The organism is Sphingomonas sp. IC-56, assembly GCF_021043375.1.
Classification (GTDB): domain Bacteria; phylum Pseudomonadota; class Alphaproteobacteria; order Sphingomonadales; family Sphingomonadaceae; genus Sphingomonas.
The window spans coordinates 24886-43927 of record NZ_JAJNDV010000008.1; the positions used below are offsets into that span (position 1 = coordinate 24886).

14 protein-coding genes and 1 pseudogene are annotated in these 19042 nt (G+C 66.2%); 9 read left to right on the forward strand and 6 right to left on the reverse strand.

From position 1 onward, the window contains the following. Nucleotides 1–84 precede the first annotated feature (84 nt). Nucleotides 85–3084: a glycosyl hydrolase family 28-related protein gene (locus LQ953_RS11670; RefSeq protein ID WP_231031078.1), complete on the forward strand. Its 3000-nt coding sequence runs from the start codon at nucleotides 85–87 to the stop codon at nucleotides 3082–3084. A 103-nt stretch (nucleotides 3085–3187) separates the two neighbouring features. On the opposite strand, the gene LQ953_RS11675 is transcribed toward LQ953_RS11670, so the two are convergent. The 3 genes from LQ953_RS11675 to LQ953_RS11685 form a co-directional block, all read right to left on the reverse strand. Then, nucleotides 3188–3595 (reverse strand): acyl-CoA thioesterase, encoded by a 408-nt coding sequence (locus LQ953_RS11675; protein WP_231031079.1) that lies wholly within the window; start codon nucleotides 3593–3595, stop codon nucleotides 3188–3190. Nucleotides 3596–3694: 99 nt separating this feature from the next. Beyond that, nucleotides 3695–4768, reverse strand: a complete 1074-nt coding sequence (locus LQ953_RS11680) for an NAD(P)/FAD-dependent oxidoreductase (protein ID WP_231031080.1) — start codon at nucleotides 4766–4768, stop codon at nucleotides 3695–3697. Next, on the reverse strand, nucleotides 4765–5712 hold the full coding sequence (locus tag LQ953_RS11685) for an alpha/beta fold hydrolase (protein ID WP_231031081.1): 948 nt from the start codon (nucleotides 5710–5712) through the stop codon (nucleotides 4765–4767). The genes LQ953_RS11680 and LQ953_RS11685 overlap by 4 nt, the downstream gene beginning before the upstream one ends. A 49-nt stretch (nucleotides 5713–5761) precedes the next feature. Between LQ953_RS11685 and LQ953_RS11690 the strand changes: the two genes are divergently transcribed. The 8 genes from LQ953_RS11690 (at nucleotide 5762) to LQ953_RS11725 (ending at nucleotide 13536) form a co-directional block, all read left to right on the forward strand. Next, on the forward strand, nucleotides 5762–6235 hold the full coding sequence (locus LQ953_RS11690; protein WP_231031082.1) for an A24 family peptidase: 474 nt from the start codon (nucleotides 5762–5764) through the stop codon (nucleotides 6233–6235). 53 nt (nucleotides 6236–6288) lie between these two features. Then, nucleotides 6289–7332: a Flp pilus assembly protein CpaB gene (gene cpaB / locus LQ953_RS11695; RefSeq protein WP_231031083.1), complete on the forward strand. Its 1044-nt coding sequence runs from the start codon at nucleotides 6289–6291 to the stop codon at nucleotides 7330–7332. After that, nucleotides 7332–8972 carry a type II and III secretion system protein family protein gene (locus LQ953_RS11700; protein WP_231031084.1) on the forward strand — a complete coding sequence of 547 codons (1641 nt, stop codon included), beginning with the start codon at nucleotides 7332–7334 and terminating at the stop codon, nucleotides 8970–8972. Before cpaB ends, LQ953_RS11700 begins: the two co-directional genes overlap by 1 nt. A 20-nt stretch (nucleotides 8973–8992) precedes the next feature. Next, nucleotides 8993–9622, forward strand: a complete 630-nt coding sequence (locus tag LQ953_RS11705) for a CpaD family pilus assembly protein (RefSeq protein WP_231031085.1) — start codon at nucleotides 8993–8995, stop codon at nucleotides 9620–9622. After that, nucleotides 9619–10896, forward strand: a complete 1278-nt coding sequence (locus tag LQ953_RS11710; protein ID WP_231031086.1) for an AAA family ATPase — start codon at nucleotides 9619–9621, stop codon at nucleotides 10894–10896. The genes LQ953_RS11705 and LQ953_RS11710 overlap by 4 nt, the downstream gene beginning before the upstream one ends. A gap of 51 nt (nucleotides 10897–10947) precedes the next feature. Next, nucleotides 10948–11922, forward strand: coding sequence for a type II secretion system F family protein (locus LQ953_RS11715; protein ID WP_231031087.1), 975 nt, complete (start codon nucleotides 10948–10950; stop codon nucleotides 11920–11922). A gap of 4 nt (nucleotides 11923–11926) precedes the next feature. Next, complete coding sequence (locus tag LQ953_RS11720; protein ID WP_231031088.1) at nucleotides 11927–12913, forward strand: type II secretion system F family protein; 987 nt, start codon at nucleotides 11927–11929, stop codon at nucleotides 12911–12913. 77 nt (nucleotides 12914–12990) lie between these two features. Next, the gene (locus LQ953_RS11725; protein WP_231031089.1) at nucleotides 12991–13536 is read left to right on the forward strand and encodes a hypothetical protein; all 546 of its coding nucleotides are present in this window, start codon (nucleotides 12991–12993) and stop codon (nucleotides 13534–13536) included. A 138-nt stretch (nucleotides 13537–13674) separates the two neighbouring features. Here LQ953_RS11725 and ppdK read toward each other — a convergent pair whose 3' ends face one another. The 3 genes and pseudogenes from ppdK to LQ953_RS11740 all read right to left on the reverse strand — a co-directional run. Further along, a complete protein-coding gene (gene ppdK, locus LQ953_RS11730) occupies nucleotides 13675–16335 on the reverse strand; it encodes a pyruvate, phosphate dikinase (protein WP_231031090.1) in 2661 nt (886 codons plus the stop codon). Between the two features lie 163 nt (nucleotides 16336–16498). After that, the gene (glyS, locus tag LQ953_RS11735) at nucleotides 16499–18703 is read right to left on the reverse strand and encodes a glycine--tRNA ligase subunit beta (RefSeq protein ID WP_231031091.1); all 2205 of its coding nucleotides are present in this window, start codon (nucleotides 18701–18703) and stop codon (nucleotides 16499–16501) included. Between the two features lie 235 nt (nucleotides 18704–18938). Continuing rightward, a pseudogene (locus LQ953_RS11740) lies at nucleotides 18939–19042 on the reverse strand (glycine--tRNA ligase subunit alpha); the annotation flags it as partial.

Below are 19042 nucleotides of genomic sequence, written 5' to 3' on the forward strand. Positions count from 1 at the left end.
GGGCACCTGCTACGACTTTGGTCGTGCATGCCGCATCGCGCGTGAACCTATACGACAAGAACATAAAAAATGGGGAGCGGAGATATGAAGGCGAAGTGGCTGCTTGGCGCAGCGATGATCATGGCGCCGCTGCCGGTGCTTGCGCAATCTCCCTCCGTGTATCGCAGTGCTCCCAACGATCCGCGCGCAATAACCGTGCGCGGTGTCGGCGATGGGGTCGCCGACGACAGCGCCGCGATCCAGCAGGCGATCGATGCCGCCGCCAAGAGCGGCCATGGGGGCGTCGTCTTCCTGCCCTCTGGCCGCTACCGGATCAGCCGCACGATCTTTGTGCGATCAGCAGTGCGGGTGTTCGGCGTAGGCCCCACTCGGCCCGAGATCGTGCTGGCCGACAACAGCACGGGCTTTGGCTCGGGCGTCGCGGCGATGGTCAGCTTCACCGGCGAGGACCAGTACCGCGCTGGCAAGGTGCCGGTTCCGCCGCCCACCAGCGTACCCTTTAATCCCAACATCTTCGATGCGACGTCGAGCACCTTTTACTCGGCACTTTCCAATGTGAATTTCCGGATCGGTGCGGGGAATGCTGGTGCGGTCGCGGTGCGATTCCGCGTCGCGCAGCATGGCTATCTGCGCCATGTCGACTTCCACACCGGATCGGGCCTCGCCGGCGTCTATCAGGCCGGCAACGAGTTCGAGAATCTGCGCTTCTTTGGCGGGCGCTATGGCATCATGTCGGAAAAGACGTCGCCCGCCTGGCAGTTCACGCTGATAGATTCCGAGTTCCAGGGCCAGCGCGACGCGGCGATTCGCGAGCATGAAGTGGATCTGACCCTGGTCAACGTGTCAATCAAGGACACGCCGGTCGGGATCGAGATCGATCGCGGTTATTCGGACTCGCTGTTCGGCAAGCAGGTGCGGTTCGAGAATGTGTCGAACGCAGCCGTGCTGGTTTCCGAGGAAAACAGCGTCTTCACCCAAGTCGGCTTTGCCGATGCGGTGGCGGTCAACACGCCGACCTTTGCGCGCTTCCGCGACAGCGGGAAGACCGTGGCGGGCTCCGGCGCCCGCTATCAGGTCAAGGACTTCTCCTACGGATTGAAGCTGCCGGGGCTGGGCACGATCGGCGACTATGCGACGGACGTGGAGATGGCGCCGCTCCGCCGCGCGCCGGCGCGGCCTGCACCGAAGATCCGCGCGCTACCGCCGGTGTCGCAATGGACCAATGTCCGCGACCTGGGCGTAAAGGGCGACGACACCACCGACGATACCGCCGCGCTCCAGCGGGCGATCGACACCCACCGCGTGCTGTATTTCCCGATGGGCCGCTATCGCGTGACCGATACGCTGAAGCTGCGGCCCGACAGCGTGCTGATCGCGCTCCACCCTAGCCTCACCCACATCTATCTGCCTGACGAGACGCCCGCCTATATGGGCGTGGGCGGCCCCAAGGCGCTGATCCAGAGCGCCAAGGGCGGCAACGCCATCGTGCACGGCCTGGGGCTGTGGACCGGGGGCGTGAACCCGCGCGCGACTGCGCTGCTATGGCGTGCCGGCGAAGCGTCGGAAGTCAACGACGTCAAGATCCAGGGCGGTGGCGGCACCGTGCTGACCAAAGGTAGTCCGATCGGTTTTGGGGATCCGCGTGCACGCTTTGACGGCCAATATCCCAGCATCTGGGTGACGGATGGCGGCGGCGGTACCTTTGCGGCGCTGTGGTCGCCCAACACGCTGTCTTCGGCGGGCTTCTATGTGTCGGACACCAAGACGCCGGGCCATGTCTACCAGCTGTCGGCCGAGCATCATTACCGCGCCGAAATCGTGCTGAAGAACGTCGAGAATTGGGAGTTCCTGGCGCCCCAGACCGAGCAGGAAGTGCAGGACGGCGTCAACGCGGTCTCCACCGAGTTCCACAACTCGCGCAACATCCTGTTCGCCAATTATCACGGCTATCGCGTGACGCGGACGATCAAGCCGATGGACGCGGCGGTGAAGCTGTACAATTCGGCAGAGATCCGCTTCCGTAACGTCCATGTGAACGCCGAGAGCGGCTTTGCGAGCTGCGACACCAAGGGCTGCGGCACGTTTCTGCGCGCGAGCAAGTTCCCGTTCGAGAACTCGATCAAGGACATGACGCGCCAGCAGGAGGTCCGCGAGCGCGAGTTCGCGCGGCTCGACCTGCCGGCAGCACCCACGGCCGCTGCGACGCAGCCCGCGATCCCGGTATCGCCGGGGGTCCAAAAGCTGGCCGACGGCTTCTATTCGATCGCCGGCGGGGCGGTGGACGCCAACGGCAAGCTGTACTTCATTGACCGCTTCTTCCAGCGCATCCATGGCTGGTCCAAGGCCGAAGGGTTGTCGATCGTCGCCGACGCGCCGGTTGACGGGGTGAACCTGGCGGTGGACCGTTCGGGTGACCTGATGGTGCTCTCTTCTGCCGGGCGCGATGGCACCGTCTTCAGCATCGACCCCAAAAAGCCGCATGATGTTCGCGTGATCGCCCCCACGGCCACGCGCGCGCGCAAGGGAGCAGCGACGCTGCTGCCGGTGAATGTCTGGGCCAATGGCGAGTTTGCGGACCGGATCGATCCCAAGACCTATGCCTATCCGCCACTTTCCGAGTTCTTCACCTCGAAGATGGGGGAAGCCAAGCCGCAGGAATATGTCTCGCCCGATGGATCGCTGGTGCTGCCTGCCTTCCGGGTGTGGAACCAGGGTCCGGACGATCATCGCGGCTGGCGCTGGTCGGATACGCTCGACGCGCATGGGCTGGTGGCGGCCGATGCGAACGGCCGTGTCGTGCTGACCAACGCGTCGGAGAACCGGACCTATAGCGGCGTGGTGGGCGATGCCGGCCGCGTGACCGATTTGAAGGTCGTCGCCGATCGCGGTGGCGAGAGCGTGGCCCGCGACGATGCTGGCAATCTCTATGTCGCGAATGGGCAGGTGTTCGTCTACGGGCCGGACGGACGGCTGTTACGCCGCATCGACGTGCCCGAGCGCCCGCTCCAGCTGGTGCTTGGCGGGTCGGACCGGCGCACGCTGTTCATCCTCACCCATCATGCGCTGTATGGAGCGGCGCTCTAGCCGAGCGATGACCTGCGTTCCGGCCGCACCCGTGTGATTGCAGAGGCGGCGCGCCATCCCGCCGCCGCCTCTGGATACTTAACTTCCGGCGACTTGAGGAGGCTCAGCCTTCCTTGACGAAGAAGCGATCGATGACGTTCTGGGCCAGACGCGCAGGCTTGAGCGTTTCTGCGTCCAGGCAGCACCAACTCGACTTCACTTCGGCGAGCACTTCCGAACCGCGCTTGATAACGGTTTCGTAGAAAGCGCGGGCGCCATGCACCTTTTCGAGCAGCACGGTGGCGACCACTTCGTCCTCAAGGAACGCGGGGCGGCGATAGGTGATCTCGTGCTTGAGCGCGACCCACAGATGCTGGCCGACGACGTCGCTGGGCGCGAGGCGCTGCCAATGGTCGATCACCGCGGCCTGCACCCATTTCAAATAGCTGGCGTTGTTCACATGCCCCATGAAGTCGATGTCATCCTGTGCCACATCGACGGAGAAATCATGCGGAAGTGCGGTTGCGGCCATGTTCGTCATTCTAGCCGATACGCAGCGTCCTAGCGAGTCGTTCCCGCCAAAAGCTTTGATATCCCTGATGCTCGAAATGCTTGGGGGCCGCGCGTCCATCTAGAAGCGGGTTGGAGCATAGGGTGCCGGGTCGATGCCGGTATCGCTGGTCCGACCCACCAGCAGCGCGGCGGCAAGCTTGGCGGCGGCGGGCGCGGTCTGGATGCCGAACCCGCCCTGCCCCGCGCACCAGAAAAAGCCGGGCACCTGCGCATCGAAGCCATAAACCGGCAGGCGGTCGGGCGCGAAGCTGCGTAGCCCCGCCCATTTATGCTCCAGCCGGGCGACGCGCCAATCGACCACCTGCTCGAACCGGTGGATGGCGAGCGCGACGTCCAGTTCCTCGGGCGCGGCATCGCACGGGTCGCTGGCGGTTTCATCATGCGGGCTGAGCCAGAGGCGGCCGCCGGCTTCGGGCTTGAAGTAGAAGCTGCCGCCGATGTGCTGGACATGCGGGGCCGATGTCGGGGGCGCCGGATCGGTCTCGAGCTGGAGCATGGTCCGGCGGTACGGCTGGATGCCGAGCGGGCGCGCGCCCGCGGCTTGCGCGACCGAGTCGGCCCAGGCGCCCGCGGCGTTGACCAGCAGCCCAGCGGAGAAACTGTCCGCTTCGGTGCGCAACTGCCAGCCTGCGCCATCGCGCTGCGCGGTCTGAAGGCCGGCGGATACGGCGAGGTCTGCGCCGCCGTTGCGCGCCGCCGCCAGATACCAGGCGTGCAGTGCCGCCACGTCGATATAGGCGCAACTCGGTTCGAAGACCCCGAGCGTCCAGTCGGGGCGCAAGCCAGGCAGATAGCCGCGCGGATCGACCGCGTGCAACTCGACGCCGGTGCCGGCGAACTCGGCCAGGAACGCGTCGACTGCCCCCGCCTCCGTACTCCGGGCGATGTGCAGCGCGCCGAGCGGGTCGAGAAAGCCGCCTTCGCGCAGGGACGGGCCTGAGGCCGTGGTGAGCGGCTGGATGCCCGGCCCGCCATAGGTTTCCGACCAGAAGGCAGCCGAACGGCCCGTCGCGTGGTAGCCGGGCCGCTCCTCGGCCTCGAGCAGCAGCACGCTGGTGTGCGGTGCGAGCTCGGCGGCCAGGCTGGCGCCGGCGATTCCCGCGCCGACAATGGCGATGTCGTACCGCTTCACGGCGTCGGGGCCCGCTGTGCAAGGAAGGCGTCGATCTCGCCGAGTGCGCGGTTTCGCACGGCGTCCACCTCGCGCAGGATTTCGTGCGCGCTCTCGGCGCCAAAGGTGACGACCCCGCAAGCGGGGATGCGCGGGGCGAGGCGCAGCGCCGCGCGCGGATCGACCAGCGCGTCGGCGGTCGCGACCAGCATCAGAACCGGCGTGGCGATGCGCTCCAGGCGCGGATCGCCGGCGAGTTGGCGCATCGACTTGAACCCCTCGATCACCCAGCGCCAGCTTGGCGGGCCGGTGAGGAGGTCGCTCTGGTGCGTCTGCCACCATATCTCATCGGAATAACGGTCGGTGTCGTGTGTCAGCAGCGTGTTGCGGGTGGTGGTGGTATAAGGCTTTTCATTACCCTTCCAAGCGGGGCGCGCCATGTCGCCCATGCCGCCCATCAGCTGCGCGGCACGTTCGGCAAACGGGCCGAAGATGCCGTGGCGGAAGCCGAGCATCGGCGCCACCAGCACCGCCGCGTCGGGTGCAATTGCCTCCTCGGCCAGCGCGCGCAGCAGGACGTGCCCGCCCATCGAATGCCCCATGACCACATGCGGCCCCGGCGTGGCGGCGGCCCATTCCGCATAGAACGCAGCCAGGTCGGCGACGTAGCGGCCATAATCGTCGATGTGGCCGCAGTTCGCGGCCTTGGTGCAGCGGCCCGATCCGCCCTGCCCCCGCCAGTCGAACGACGTGACGTGCCACCCCTGTGCGTGCCAGTGGGCAAGCGACTCGAGATACTTCTCAGCCATGTCGCCGCGCCCGCCCTGGAACAGGATGGAGCCGCGCGGCGCATCCGAGTCGGAGCGCCAATCGAACACCCGCATTTCCCAACCGTCCTGAGCGGCCCAGCGGCGGACCTGCGCACCGGGCGGCAGCGCGCGGCGGTCTATCAGGGAAGTTGCCATGGGGGGTGGTTACGTTTTGATAAGCCGTCCCGTCTAGGGATTAACCGTGATGGGGGACTCGTTCGCACTCTTTCTGATCGGCGCGCTGGCGCTGTTGCTGGTCTCCGCCGGGGTTCAGGACGCGCGCACGCGTGAGATCGCCAACTGGAAGAATGCGGCGATCGCGCTGCTGGCGCCTGCCTGGTGGTGGGTGAACGGAGTTGCGCTTTGGCCCGACTTGGCGGTCCAGTTGGGTGTCGCGCTCCTGGTCTTCGCGGTTTTCTTTGGCGCCTTTTGTGCCGGACAGATGGGGGGCGGCGACGTGAAGATGATCGGCGCGCTGGCGCTGTGGCTGCCGTTGCAGCCGCTGATCTGGATGCTGATCGTCATGTCGCTGCTGGGCGGCGCGCTGACGCTGTTGTTCCTGGTGGAGCGCTGGATTCGCCACCGTCGCGAGGTGCCGATCGAGATCCCGTACGGCGTCGCGATCGCGATTGCCGGACTACTTACCCTCAACGAACCGATCTTTAACCAGTTTCTGTGATGTTTAACGCCGACGCAACCAGTGGGTGGCGTTCTTGAAAAGGCTCGAAGCGAATGGATGCACGCAAGCTCTTCCTGCTGTCCGGCGCGTTGGTGGTGGCTATCGTCACTGCCTTCATGGCGCGCAGCCTGGTGATCGGCGCGCCTGCCCCTCAGGCAGCCGCAGCACCTGCGGCTACGCCGGCGAACACCACTGAAGTGATGGTCGCGACTCGTGCGCTGCCGGTCGGCACCATCCTCGACGCAGAGGCCGTCAAGTTCGTTGCCTGGCCCAAGGATCTGGTCGAGGGCGCCTATATCGTGAAGGGCGAAGGCGAACCCGCCAAGCTGCAGGGCACAGTGGTGCGCTTCGCGATCCCCGCGGGGCAGCCGATCACCCAGGGCGCGCTGGTGAAGCCCGGCGATCGCGGCTTCCTGGCGGCAGCGCTGGGGCCGGGCATGCGCGCGGTGACCGTGCCGGTGTCGGCGCAGAGCTCGGTCGCGGGCTTCGTGTTTCCAGGCGACCGAGTCGACCTGGTGCTCACGCAGTCGGTCACCGGCGGGGGCGATGGTCCGCCCCTCAAGGCGTCGGAGACGATCCTGCGCAACCTGCGCGTGCTCGCCACCGACCAACGCACCGACAAGCAGACCGATGAAAAGGGCAACACGGTTGTCAGCACCTATTCCAACGTGACGCTGGAGGCGACGCCCAAGATCGCCGAGAAGATCGCGGTGGCGCAGACCGTCGGCGACCTGTCGCTGTCGTTGCGCTCGATTGCGGACAATCAGAGCGAGCTGGAGCAGGCCATTGCCAGCGGCGAGGTCGAAGTTCCCGCCGATGGCGATCCGCGAAAGGAAAAGGCGATGCTCGCTCGGATCGCCGCGCGACCGATGGAAGGCGCGTCCACCTTTGCCACCGGCGCCGATGTGTCCCGCTTCCAGCGCAGCACCGTGCCGGGCAAGAACACCAGCAGCGCGTCCGAAAGCAGCGGCCCGGTCAGCGCCGCACCCGCGCCGGGCGCTCCGGCCGCCGCAGCCGCCCCGGTCCGCCGTGGCCCGGTGGTCACCGTGGTGCGCGGCAACAGCGAAGCCGAAGTCCAGTTCGGGGGTTCCAAGTGATGCGAATGACCAATCTGCCGGCGCGCGCGCTTGCCGCCACCGCGCTGACCGCCATGCTGGCAACCGTTCCCGCCGAGGCGATGGCGCAGAGCCGCCAGCGCGCGCGGGTGGGCCAGATGCCAGCCGGCTCGCAGCGTCCGACCAGCGAAGTGATGCTCTCCATCGGCGAGGGTGAGATGATCACCCTGCCGCAGAGCGTTGCCAATGTCTGGGTGTCGAACCCGACTGTGGCTGACGTCTATGTGACCAATCCGCGCCAGATCAACCTGTTCGGCAAGGCCGATGGCGAAGCCACGATCTTTGCCACCAGCGCAAGCGGGGCTGTGGTCTATTCCACCACCGTGCGCGTGAACGCGAACATCACCGCCCTGGACCGCATGCTGAAGATCGCGATGCCCGACGCGGCCATCCGCGTCACCACCGCGGGGCAGCTGGCGGTGCTGACCGGCACCGTCGCCTCGCCCGACGAGTCGCAGCAGGCCGAACGGCTGGTCACTGCCGCGCTCAATCCCGGCGTGAATACCAGCGAACCCAATGCCACGCTCAAGATGGCGGTGATCAACCGGCTGAAGACCGCCACCCCATTGCAGGTCAACCTGCAGGTGCGCTTCGCTGAGGTAAGCCGCAGCTTCGTCAAGAACATCGGCGTGAACCTCACCAACCGCGACAGCGGTGGCTTCCTGTTCGGCATTGCCCAGGGCCGCCAGGGATCCTTCACGTATAACAACGGAACGACCACGACGCCGCAGGGCGTCGCGCCTGGTGGGTCGCTGGTCACCTTCCCGGCACAGAACAACGGCAACACCGTGATTGGCGCGGCGGGCCGGTTCCTCGGCACCGACCTGCTCGCCTCGCTCGACCTGGGTGAGACCATCGGTCAGGTGACCACGCTGGCCACCCCGAACCTGACGGCGATTTCGGGCGAGACGGCAAACTTCCTGGCGGGCGGCGAGATCCCAATCCCGATCGCGCAGGCGCTTGGCACCGTTTCCATCGAGTACAAGCAATATGGCGTCAGCCTGGCGTTCACGCCCACCGTACTCGCGGATGGCCGCATCTCGCTTCGCGTACGCCCGGAAGTGTCGCAGCTTTCGGCGTCGGGGGCGGTAGCGTTCAACGGCATATCGATTCCCGCCCTGACCACCCGCCGCAGCGAAACCACCGTGGAGATGGGCTCGGGCGAAAGCATGGTCATCGGTGGGCTGATGCAGAACACGCACAATAACAGCTTCACCAAGACCCCGGGCGCCGCCGACATCCCGATCCTGGGCGCGCTGTTCCGCTCCAATGCGTTCCAGCGCAACGAGACCGAGCTGATGATCGTGATCACGCCGTATCTCGTGAAGCCGGTCAACGCTAACCAGATCGTCCTGCCGACCGACGGGTATCAGGCGCCCAATGACCTGCAACGGATTATCGGCGGCCAGTTGAGCGGCATGAGCGGGGGCGAGCGGCCCAAGCCCAGCATGTCGCCTGACAGCGCCATGCCGACGGTGGGCGCGATGGCGCCGGCGCCAATCACGCCCGCCGCACAGGGCCCCGCGCGCCCCGCCACGCAGGCGGTGAAGCCAAGCGCGGTACCTGCCTCCACCAACAAGAAGAAGAAGGGCGCCTCTGCGGCCCCCGGCTTCGGCTTCTGATGTCCAGGAGACCCGCAACCATGTCGCGCTTCACTCCCCTGCTCCTCGCGCCCGTGCTGATGCTCGGCGCGTGCGGCACCTATAATGGTGGCGTGGATTCGGTGTACCAGCCGGTGGTCCAGCGAAACTTCTATGTGCTCGACCTTCAGACGGCTGACTATGCGCTGGCGCCCGGCGAAGGCGAACGGCTGGCCGGATGGATGGCGTCGATGGGCCTGCGCTATGGTGACCAGGTCGCCGTGGACGATGGCGGCGCCGGCACTGCCGGACGCGAGGAAATCGGTGCAGAGGCAGGCCGCTATGGCCTGTTGCTCAACGAGAAGGCGCCGGTCACGGTTGGCCAGATCGCGCCGGGCACCGTTCGGGTGGTCGTGACACGCATGCAGGCCAGTGTGCCCGGATGCCCCGACTTCTCGCGCCAGTATCAGCCCGATTTTTCGGCAAGCACGACCTCCAACTATGGCTGTGCCACCAACAGCAACCTGGCGGCGATGGTGGCCGATCCGGGCGATCTGGTGAAGGGCGCACCCGGCTCGGCGACTGCCGACCCGCGCACCGCAAACAAGGCCATCAACGCGCTGCGCAATGCAACGCCGACCGGCGCTGGCGGCACGGCCGTTCGCAGCGAAACCACTGGAGGTGGCCGATGAACGCGCCGTTCAACCCGTCGCGTACTGCGCACCGCGACCCGTTCGTCGCCTTTGTCTGCGACGAAGCGACTGCCGAGGCGCTGCGCCCGATCGCAGTCGAACTCGGCTGGTCGCCTGAAAAGGTCAATAAGGGCGGGCTGCGCAACGCGGTCCAGACCCTGTCGGTGTCGGCCAGCCCCAACATCCTGTTCGTCGACCTGTCCGAATCCGGCGATCCGCTGAACGATATCAACGCGCTGGCCGAAGTGTGCGAACCCGGCACGGTGGTCATCGCATCGGGTCAGGTCAACGACGTCCGGCTGTACCGCGACCTGCTGGCCAGCGGCATCCACGATTACCTGCTCAAGCCGCTTAATCCGGACGCCCTGCGCGACGTGTTCGCGCAGGCGCAGAGCGCGATGAATGCCCCCAAGCACGTCGATGCGACGGTCGAGCGGGCGCATTGCGCGATCGCGGTGATCGGCACGCGCGGCGGCGCCGGTGCGTCCACAATCGCGACCTCGCTCGCCTGGCTGCTCAGCGACAAGCATGCCCGCTCTACCGCGCTGCTCGACTTGGACGTGCATTTCGGCACCGGTGCGCTGGCGCTCGACCTGGAGCCGGGCCGCGGCCTGACCGATGCGATCGAGAATCCCAGCCGTATCGACGGACTGTTCATCGAGCGTGCAATGGTGCGCGCTTCAGAACGGCTGGCGGTGCTCTCGGCCGAAGCGCCGATCCATTCGCCGATCATGAGCGACGGGGCTGCCTTCTACCAGTTGCAGGAAGAGATGCGCAGCGCGTTCGAGTGCACAGTGATCGACTTGCCGCGCGGCATGCTGGTCAACCATCCGCACCTGATCACCGATGTGCAGGTGGCCGTGCTGGTCACCGATCTCACCCTGGCGGCGGCGCGCGATGCGATCCGCATCCTTAGCTGGTTCAAGTCCAACGCGCCCCAAACCCAGGTGATCCTTGCCGCCAACAAGGTGCAGCCCGCGGCGGTCCTGGAGATCAGCCGCAAGGACTTCGAAACCTCGATCGAGCGCAAGATCGACCTGCTGGTGCCGTTCGACGCGAAGCTGGCCAGCCAGGCCGCCAAGCTGGGCAAGCCGCTTGCCGAGATCGCGAAGAACGCCAAGGCGATGCAGCCGCTTGCCGATCTGGCGGCGCGGATCACGGCGATGAGCGAGGCCGAACTGGCCGCCGACAAGGCCGCGCCGGGCAAGACTCCGCGCGGATCGTCGCTGCTCGACAAGCTGAAGATCAGCATGGCGGGCAAGGCAAAGAAGTAACCTTCGCGGGCGCATGGTCGCCCCGATGAACGAGGCTGGAGGCGGACGGACGTGAACATGCTGCCATTCATGATGCTGGGCGGCGCCGTCTTCCTGGTGCTGGCGATGGTGATCGCGGCCTTTTCGGGTCCTTCCACGGCGCGCGCGGGATCGCGGCGGCTGAGCAGCGTGCGTGACCGCCATGTCGGCGGTATCGGCCCTGCCGCGGTGGAAACGCAGATCCGCCGCGTGACCGCATCGCGCTCGGGCGCCGACTCCGCCGCGCTGCGCCTGCTGCCCAACCCTGCCGAGCTTCAGAAGCGGCTGGCCATGACGGGCAAGCCCTGGACCGTCGGCCAATATGGCATGGTGACGCTGGGCCTGATCATCGTCTCCGCCTCGCTGCTGATGCTGCGCGGCGCGCCTTTGTGGCTGGCGCTGTTCCTCAGCCTGGCGCTGGGCATGGGGCTGCCGCACTTTCTGGTCGGGTTCTTCGTCAAGCGCCGCGTCGCCAGCTTCACCGCCAAGTTTCCCGATGCGATCGAACTGCTCGTGCGCGGCCTGCGCTCGGGCCTGCCGATCACCGAAACCATGGGCGTAGTGGGTGCCGAAGTGCGCGGTCCCGTGGGCGAGGAGTTCCGCGCGGTCGCCGATAAGATGAAGATCGGCCGGACGCTGGATGCCGCCCTTCAGGAGACCGCCGACCGCCTGGGCACGCCGGAGTTCCAGTTCTTCGTCATCACCATTGCCATCCAGCGCGAAACCGGTGGTAACCTGGCCGAAACGCTCGCCAACCTGGCCGATGTGCTACGCAAGCGCAGCCAGATGAAACTGAAGATCAAGGCGATGTCTTCGGAGTCCAAGGCTTCTGCCCTGATCGTCGGCTCGCTTCCCTTCATCGTGTTCGGGCTCGTGTGGTTCATCAACAACAATTACATGGCCAACTTCTTCGCCGATGAACGACTGATGGTCGCTGGCGCGGGCGGGCTGATCTGGATGAGCCTGGGCGCCTTCATCATGGCCAAGATGGTCAATTTCGAGATCTGATGCGATGAACAACGGACCAACTTTGCTAGGCGTAGACGTGCTGTGGGTGGCCACGCTGCTTGCCGGCGTGTGTGCCGCCGCGGTGATGTTCGCTCTCTACACCGCGCTGTCGGTGCGAGATCCCATGGCCAAGCGCGTCAAGGCGCTGAATGACCGGCGCGAACAGCTCAAGGCCGGCATCACTGCCTCCACCAGCAAGCGCCGCGCCAAGCTGGTCCAGAAGAACGAGACCACCGACCGCATCCGTTCGCTGCTCTCAGGCATGAAGGTGCTGCAGGACGAACAGGTCAAGGCCGCGCAGATCAAGCTGCTCCAGGCCGGCATCCGCCGTAAGGAATGGGCCGTCGGCGTGATCTTTGGCCGGCTGGTGCTGCCGATCCTGCTCGGCGGCTTCATGGGCTTCCTGGTTTATGGCACCGACACGTTTGCCGATTACTCGGGCCTCAAGAAGTACATGATCGTCGCGGGGGCGCTGATCCTTGGCTATAAGGGCCCCGACATTTACCTGAAGAACGCGATCACCAAGCGCAGCCATGCCATCCGCAAGGGGCTGCCCGACGCGCTCGACCTGCTGGTGATCTGCGCCGAAGCCGGCCTGACCGTCGATGCCGCCTTTGCCCGCGTCGCCCGCGAGCTGGGCCGCGCCTATCCCGAACTGGGCGAGGAATTCTCGCTGACTGCGATCGAGCTGGGCTTCCTGACCGAGCGGCGGCAGGCGTTCGAGAACCTGGCCACGCGTATCGATCTGGAGGCGGTTCGCGGCGTGGTAACGACCATGATCCAGACGGAGAAATACGGCACCCCGCTGGCCTCTGCCCTGCGCGTGCTGTCGGCTGAGTTCCGCAACGAACGCATGATGCGCGCGGAGGAAAAGGCCGCGCGCCTGCCCGCGATCATGACCATACCGCTGATCCTGTTCATCCTGCCGGTGCTGTTCATCGTCATCCTGGGCCCGGCGGCGTGCTCGATCAGCGACAACCTGATGCGCTGAACTGAACCCGCGTGGCGACGGCGCGTTGGCATGTGGGGCAGGCGCAGGCCGCCCCCAGGTCAACAAGGGAGTCGTCCATGCAGGATTTGCCGTTTCAAACGCCGACGCAATGGGCCGCGCTGGCGATCGCGCTGATCGCCGGCCTGCTGCTTGGGCTGGCGCTGGCGCCCCGGCACCGCAAATGGCGCGAACGGTTCCACAATGAGGAACTGGCGCACAGCAGCTTCCGCACCCGCGCCGAAACCGAGCTGAAGGAACGCAACACCCGCGTGCGCGCGCTGGAGGAGGAGAACCTTCATCTGCGCCAGGCTTTGGAAAAGGGCGGCGTGGCGGTCCCCGCCGGCACCGCCGCGGTTGCGGCAACGGGATCGAGCGGCTGGTTCGGGCGCGGCGGCGATGACCTGACCCGCATCCGCGGCATCGACGAAGCGCGCGCCAAGCAGCTCCACAAGCTGGGCTATAAGAGCTTTGCCGATATCGAGGACATGCGCATCGATCAGGCGCTGACCGCCGAGCAGAAGCTGGGCATGGGCCCGGGCGCCATCGCCGCGGCGAACTGGCGCGAGCAGGCCGGCCTGCTGCGCGCCGGCCGGCACGAGGAACACGCCAAGCATTATGGGTAAACCTCAATCCTCCCCCGGAGGGGGAGGGGGGACCAGCAAAGCTGGTGGAGGGGTAGTCTCCGCAGGCGATGCAGCTTGCGGAGACTACCCCTCCGTCACGCTTGCGCGTGCCACCTCCCCCTCCGGGGGAGGATCTGACTACTTCCTGAGCGCCGCCTGCGCCGCCGCCAGCCGCGCGATGGGTACGCGGTAAGGCGAGGCCGAGACGTAATCGAGCCCCGTGGCTTCGCAGAACGCGATGCTCGCCGGGTCGCCGCCATGTTCGCCGCAAATGCCCAGCTTGATGTCGGGCCGCGTCGCCCGGCCCCGCTCGGCCGCCAGCGCGATCAGCTCGCCCACACCTTCGACGTCCAGGCTGACGAACGGGTCCTTCGCGTAGATGCCCTTCTCGACATAGCTGGTGAGGAAGCGTGCCGCATCGTCGCGGCTGACGCCCAGCGTCGTCTGAGTCAGGTCGTTGGTGCCGAAGCTGAAGAACGCGCCCACCTCAGCGATCTCGCCTGCCTTTAGCGCCGCACGCGGCAGTTCAATCATCGTGCCGACCAGATATTCGATCGTCCGGCCGCGCTCCGCGAAAACCGCCTGTGCGGCCTGGTCGACAACGATCTTCATCAGTTCCAGCTCGCGCCGCGTGGCGACCAGCGGGATCATCACCTCTGGGATCGGCGCGTCGCCCGACTTTTCCGCGACGTCGATCGCCGCCTCGAAGATCGCGCGCGCCTGCATCTCGTAAATCTCAGGGTAAGTCACGCCTAGCCGGCACCCGCGATGCCCCAGCATCGGGTTGAACTCGTGCAGCTCGGCCGCGCGGCGCTTGAGCACCTCGACATCGACCGACGCCGCCGCCGCCACTTCGGCGAACTCGGCTTCCTCATGCGGCAAGAATTCGTGCAGCGGCGGATCGAGCAGACGGATGGTGACCGGCAGCCCCGCCATCACCTCGAAGATCTCGGCAAAGTCGCTGCGCTGCTCGGGCAACAGTTTCTCGAGCGCGGCGCGGCGGCCCGCCTCGTCCTCCACCAGGATCATCTGGCGCACTGCGGTGATCCGCGCGCCTTCGAAGAACATATGCTCGGTGCGGCACAGCCCGATGCCTTCGGCGCCGAAATCGCGCGCGGTGCGGCAATCGAGCGGCGTCTCGGCGTTGGCGCGGACCTTCAGCCGGCGCTTGGCGTCCGCCCATTCCATCAGCGTTGCGAAATCGCCCGACAGTTCGGGCTGCACGGTCGGCACTTCGCCAGCCATCACTTCGCCGGTCGACCCGTCGATGGTCACGGTATCGCCCTCGCGCACTTCGCGCCCGCCGACGCGCAGCATCTTCTCGCGCGCGTTGATCGCCAGCGTGCCCGCGCCCGAGACGCAGGGACGCCCCATGCCGCGCGCCACCACCGCGGCGTGGCTGGTCATGCCCCCGCGCGCGGTCAGGATACCCTTGGCCGCGTGCATCCCGTGAATGTCCTCGGGGCTGGTCTCGGTACGGATCAGGATCACCGACTCGCCCGCCGCCGCGCGCTTCTCGGCAGTGTCGCTGTCGAACACCGCGAAGCCCGACGCGGCGCCCGGCGACGCCGGCAGCCCCTTGGTCAGCACGTCGCGAGCCGCATTCGGATCCAGCGTCGGGTGCAGCAGCTGGTCGAGCGCGGCGGGATCGACGCGCAGGATCGCCTCCTCGGTCGAGATCAGCCCCTCATTCGCCATGTCCACGGCGATCTTGAGCGCGGCCTTGGCGGTGCGCTTGCCCGATCGCGTCTGGAGCATCCACAGTTTGGCGCGCTCGACCGTGAACTCGATGTCCTGCATGTCGCGGTAATGGGTTTCGAGCGTGTCGAAAACCGCGGCGAGCTGCTGGTACACCTCCGGCATCGCCTCTTCCATCGACGCGGGCTTGGCCCCTGCCCGCTCGCGCGCCGCGCGCGTCAGATATTGCGGCGTGCGGATGCCCGCCACCACGTCCTCGCCCTGCGCGTTGATCAGGAACTCGCCATAATAGGCCCGCTCGCCGGTCGAGGGATCGCGCGTGAAGGCGACGCCGGTGGCGCTGGTCTCGCCCATGTTGCCGAACACCATCGCCTGCACGTTGACGGCCGTGCCCCAGCCGCCGGGAATGTCGTTCAGCCGGCGATAGACCTTGGCGCGCTCCGACTGCCACGATCCGAACACCGCGCCCACCGCGCCCCAAAGCTGGTCGTGCACGTCCTGCGGGAACGGCTTGCCCCACAATTCCTCGACCAGCCCCTTATACTCGGCGACCAGCCCCTGCAGGTCCTGCGCGGACAGCTCGGTGTCGAGCGTGAAGCCGCGATCCTCCTTGGCGATCTCCAGCGCTTCCTCGAAGCGGCCGTGATCCAGTTCCAGCACCACGTCGGAATACATCTGGATGAAGCGGCGATAGCTGTCCCAGGCGAAACGCGCGTCGCCGCTTGCCTCACACAGCCCGACCACGGTCTGATCGTTCAGCCCCAGGTTCAGCACCGTGTCCATCATGCCCGGCATCGACACCCGCGCGCCCGAGCGCACCGACACCAGCAGCGGATCGGCCGCGTCGCCGAAGCGCTTGCCCGTAATCCCCTCGATATGCGCGATCCCGTTCGCGACTTCGGCCTTCACGCTCTCGGGAAAGGTCTGGCCTTCCTCGTAGTAGCGCGTGCACATCTGAGTCGAGATGGTGAAGCCCGGGGGCACCGGCAGGCCGATCGAGGCCATCTCCGCCAGGTTCGCGCCCTTGCCGCCCAGAAGATTCTTGTCGCCCGCGCCGCCGTCGGAAACCCCACCGCCGAAGCGGTACACATATTGAGTCATCAACATCCCTTCATGCCGAAGCGCCACGCGCGAGCGGTCGTTTCGCTATCGCACCTGCGAACATGAAGGAAGCGCTGACCACGTTGTCAGGTTCCAAGTAGAGGAAGATGATTGCGGTTTCAGCGAAGCCCTTGGGCAGAAAGGCAGAATTGTCCGATAAATCTTAGCCGTCGATCCGGGCGAAATCGGCCACTTTGTGCACCGCGTCACGCATGCGCGCGAGCAGCGCCAGTCGCGCCGAGCGCTTGGCCGGATCGGGGTCGTTCACCGTTACCTTCTCGAAGAACGCATCGATCGGCCCACGCAGCGTGGCCAGCGCGGCCATGGCGCCTGCAAAGTCCTCGCGCTGGATCGCCACGGTCGCGATCGGCTCGGCAGCGTCGAGCGCGGCGATAAGGTCGGCTTCCTCGGGCAGCGGCTCATAGGTGAGCGGCTTGGCCTCGACGTCGACCCATTCCTCCTTCTTGAGGATGTTGGCCGCACGCTTGTACCCGGCGAGCAGGTTGGCGCCGTCCTCCGTGGTGACGAACGCCTGGAGCGCATGCACCCGGGCAAGCAGGCGGACGAGATCGTCCTCGCCGCCCAGCGCGAACACTGCATCAATCAGGTCGTGGCGAACGCCCGCCTCGCGCTGCTGGACCTTGAGGCGGTCGGCGAAGAAAGCGAACAGAACACGACTGTCAGTCACCCCCTCTTCGACATACCGGGCTGCATCTTCGTTAGCCCGATCAGTAGCGGATTGCATGAGTCGGAAGAAATCATCTCGGTCGATCAGCTTACGACTAATAGCTTCGTATTCAGCGATAGCGGGCCAAACTCGATCGATCGGGCTCCGCTGCTGCCTGAAGTGAATGTCGGCGCACGCTTGGAAGAGAGGCTTAAGCAAACCGAATCTCAGATCATTGACGATGACGAGCCGGATGACTCCCAAAACTGCTCTTCTAAGCGCAAATGGGTCCTTCGACCCCGTTGGACGCTCGTCGATCGTGAAGAAAGCAGCGAGCGTATCGAGCTTGTCCGCCAAGCTCACCGCCACCGTTGTCGGCGCAGTCGGCACGTCGTCGCCCTGCCCGACCGGCTTGTAGTGGTCGCGCACCGCTTCGGCTACCGCGGGGTCCTCGCCCTGCGCAGCGGCGTAATAGCCGCCCATCAGTCCCTGGAGCTCGGGGAATTCGCCGACCATGCCGGTGACGAGATCAGCCTTGGCCAATTCGGCCGCACGGCGCGCCAGCCTGGGGTCGCAGTTCGAGACGATGCCTTCGCTCGCCAGCCACTCAGCCAACTTGGCGACGCGCTCGACCTTGTCGGCGACGGTGCCCAGCTTTTCGTGGAAGACGATCTTCTCAAGCTTGGGTTGGAGATCCCCCAGCCGCGTCTTCAAGTCGGTGTCGTAGAAGAACTTGGCGTCCGACAGCCGCGCCGCCAGCACCTTCTGGTTTCCCTCGACAATCTTGGCCCCGTCGTCGGACGGGTCGATATTCGCGGTGCACACAAACGCGTTGGCCAGCTTGCCCGAAGCGTCCGAACACACGAAATACTTCTGGTTCACGCGCGCGGTGAGCTGGATCACCTCGGGCGGCACTTCCAGGAAGCTTTCGTCGAAGCGGCCGAGCAGCGGCACCGGCCATTCGGTCAGCCCCGCATTTTCGAACAGCAGCCCTTCGTCCTCGATCAGCGTCAGGCCGGCCTTCTTCGCCGCCATCTTGGCGCCCAGCGCGATGATGTTGCGGCGCTCGGCACCGTCTACCACGACATGGCACATGCGCAGCTTCTCGACATAATCGTCGGCGCTGCCGATGGTGATGATTCCCGGATGATGGAAGCGGTGGCCGACCGTCGCCACCCCACTCTGCACGCCGGCAACTTCGAACGGCACTACCTCTTCGCCCAGGATGGCGACGATGCCCTGGAGCGGGCGTACCCAGCGCGGGCTCTCGGTCGATTGCGAGGGTGCGCCCCAGCGCATCGACTTGGGCCAGGCAAAGGCGCGGATCACCGCCGGCACCGCTTCGGCAATCACCGCCGCGGTCGCCCGACCCGGCTTGTTCACCACGGCGAAGTACACGCCGTCGCGCTCGACCAACTGGTCCTGGGTCAGCCCCGTCTTGCGCAGGAAGCCTTCCAGCGCCTGCGGCGGCGCGGAGGTGCGCGGCCCCTTGCTCTCCTCCGACATGGCCGCCGTCTGCTCGGGCAGCCCGCGCGCGATCAGCGCCAGTCGGCGCGGCGTCGCATAGGTAACGATTTCGGCGGCCTTGAGCCCCGCCTTGTCCAGCTCGGCGGCGAACAGCTTGGCCAGGTCCTCACGCGCACGCTCCTGCATGCGCGCGGGGATTTCCTCGGAGCGGAGTTCGAGAAGGAAGTCTGTCATTTCGATCCACGCGAAGGCGCGAAGGCGCAAAGAGAGGAAGTTAAGAGGTTCGCGCAGAGGCGCAGAGGCGCAGAGACACGCCCTCCGGCGGCGTCAGCCGCCCCTGTGACCCGAAGCAGCTTGGTAAGCGCTGCGTGTTGAGGGCCGCTGGCGCGGCGAGCATGCATCTCTGCGCCTCTGCGCCTCTGCGCGAACCTCTTCTGCTTTGCGCCTTCGCGCCTTCGCGTGAAACCAATCACGCCACCCACCCCGGATACTTGGCCTGCCAATCGGCCGTGTTCTTCTCGATCCACGCCGCGCAAGCGCCCTTCGCCAGGTCGCGTACCCGGCCCATATAGG

What these genes read in the sequence shown, in the direction of transcription:
- LQ953_RS11670 (WP_231031078.1), top strand. Translation starts at nt 85, where the DNA reads ATGAAGGCGAAGTGGCTGCTTGGCGCAGCGATGATCATGGCGCCGCTG.
- LQ953_RS11675 (WP_231031079.1), bottom strand. Translation starts at nt 3,595, where the DNA reads ATGGCCGCAACCGCACTTCCGCATGATTTCTCCGTCGATGTGGCACAG.
- LQ953_RS11685 (WP_231031081.1), bottom strand. Translation starts at nt 5,712, where the DNA reads ATGGCAACTTCCCTGATAGACCGCCGCGCGCTGCCGCCCGGTGCGCAG.
- LQ953_RS11690 (WP_231031082.1), top strand. Translation starts at nt 5,762, where the DNA reads ATGGGGGACTCGTTCGCACTCTTTCTGATCGGCGCGCTGGCGCTGTTG.
- cpaB (WP_231031083.1), top strand. Translation starts at nt 6,289, where the DNA reads ATGGATGCACGCAAGCTCTTCCTGCTGTCCGGCGCGTTGGTGGTGGCT.
- LQ953_RS11700 (WP_231031084.1), top strand. Translation starts at nt 7,332, where the DNA reads ATGCGAATGACCAATCTGCCGGCGCGCGCGCTTGCCGCCACCGCGCTG.
- LQ953_RS11705 (WP_231031085.1), top strand. Translation starts at nt 8,993, where the DNA reads ATGTCGCGCTTCACTCCCCTGCTCCTCGCGCCCGTGCTGATGCTCGGC.
- LQ953_RS11710 (WP_231031086.1), top strand. Translation starts at nt 9,619, where the DNA reads ATGAACGCGCCGTTCAACCCGTCGCGTACTGCGCACCGCGACCCGTTC.
- LQ953_RS11720 (WP_231031088.1), top strand. Translation starts at nt 11,927, where the DNA reads ATGAACAACGGACCAACTTTGCTAGGCGTAGACGTGCTGTGGGTGGCC.
- LQ953_RS11725 (WP_231031089.1), top strand. Translation starts at nt 12,991, where the DNA reads ATGCAGGATTTGCCGTTTCAAACGCCGACGCAATGGGCCGCGCTGGCG.
- ppdK (WP_231031090.1), bottom strand. Translation starts at nt 16,335, where the DNA reads ATGACTCAATATGTGTACCGCTTCGGCGGTGGGGTTTCCGACGGCGGC.
- glyS (WP_231031091.1), bottom strand. Translation starts at nt 18,703, where the DNA reads ATGACAGACTTCCTTCTCGAACTCCGCTCCGAGGAAATCCCCGCGCGC.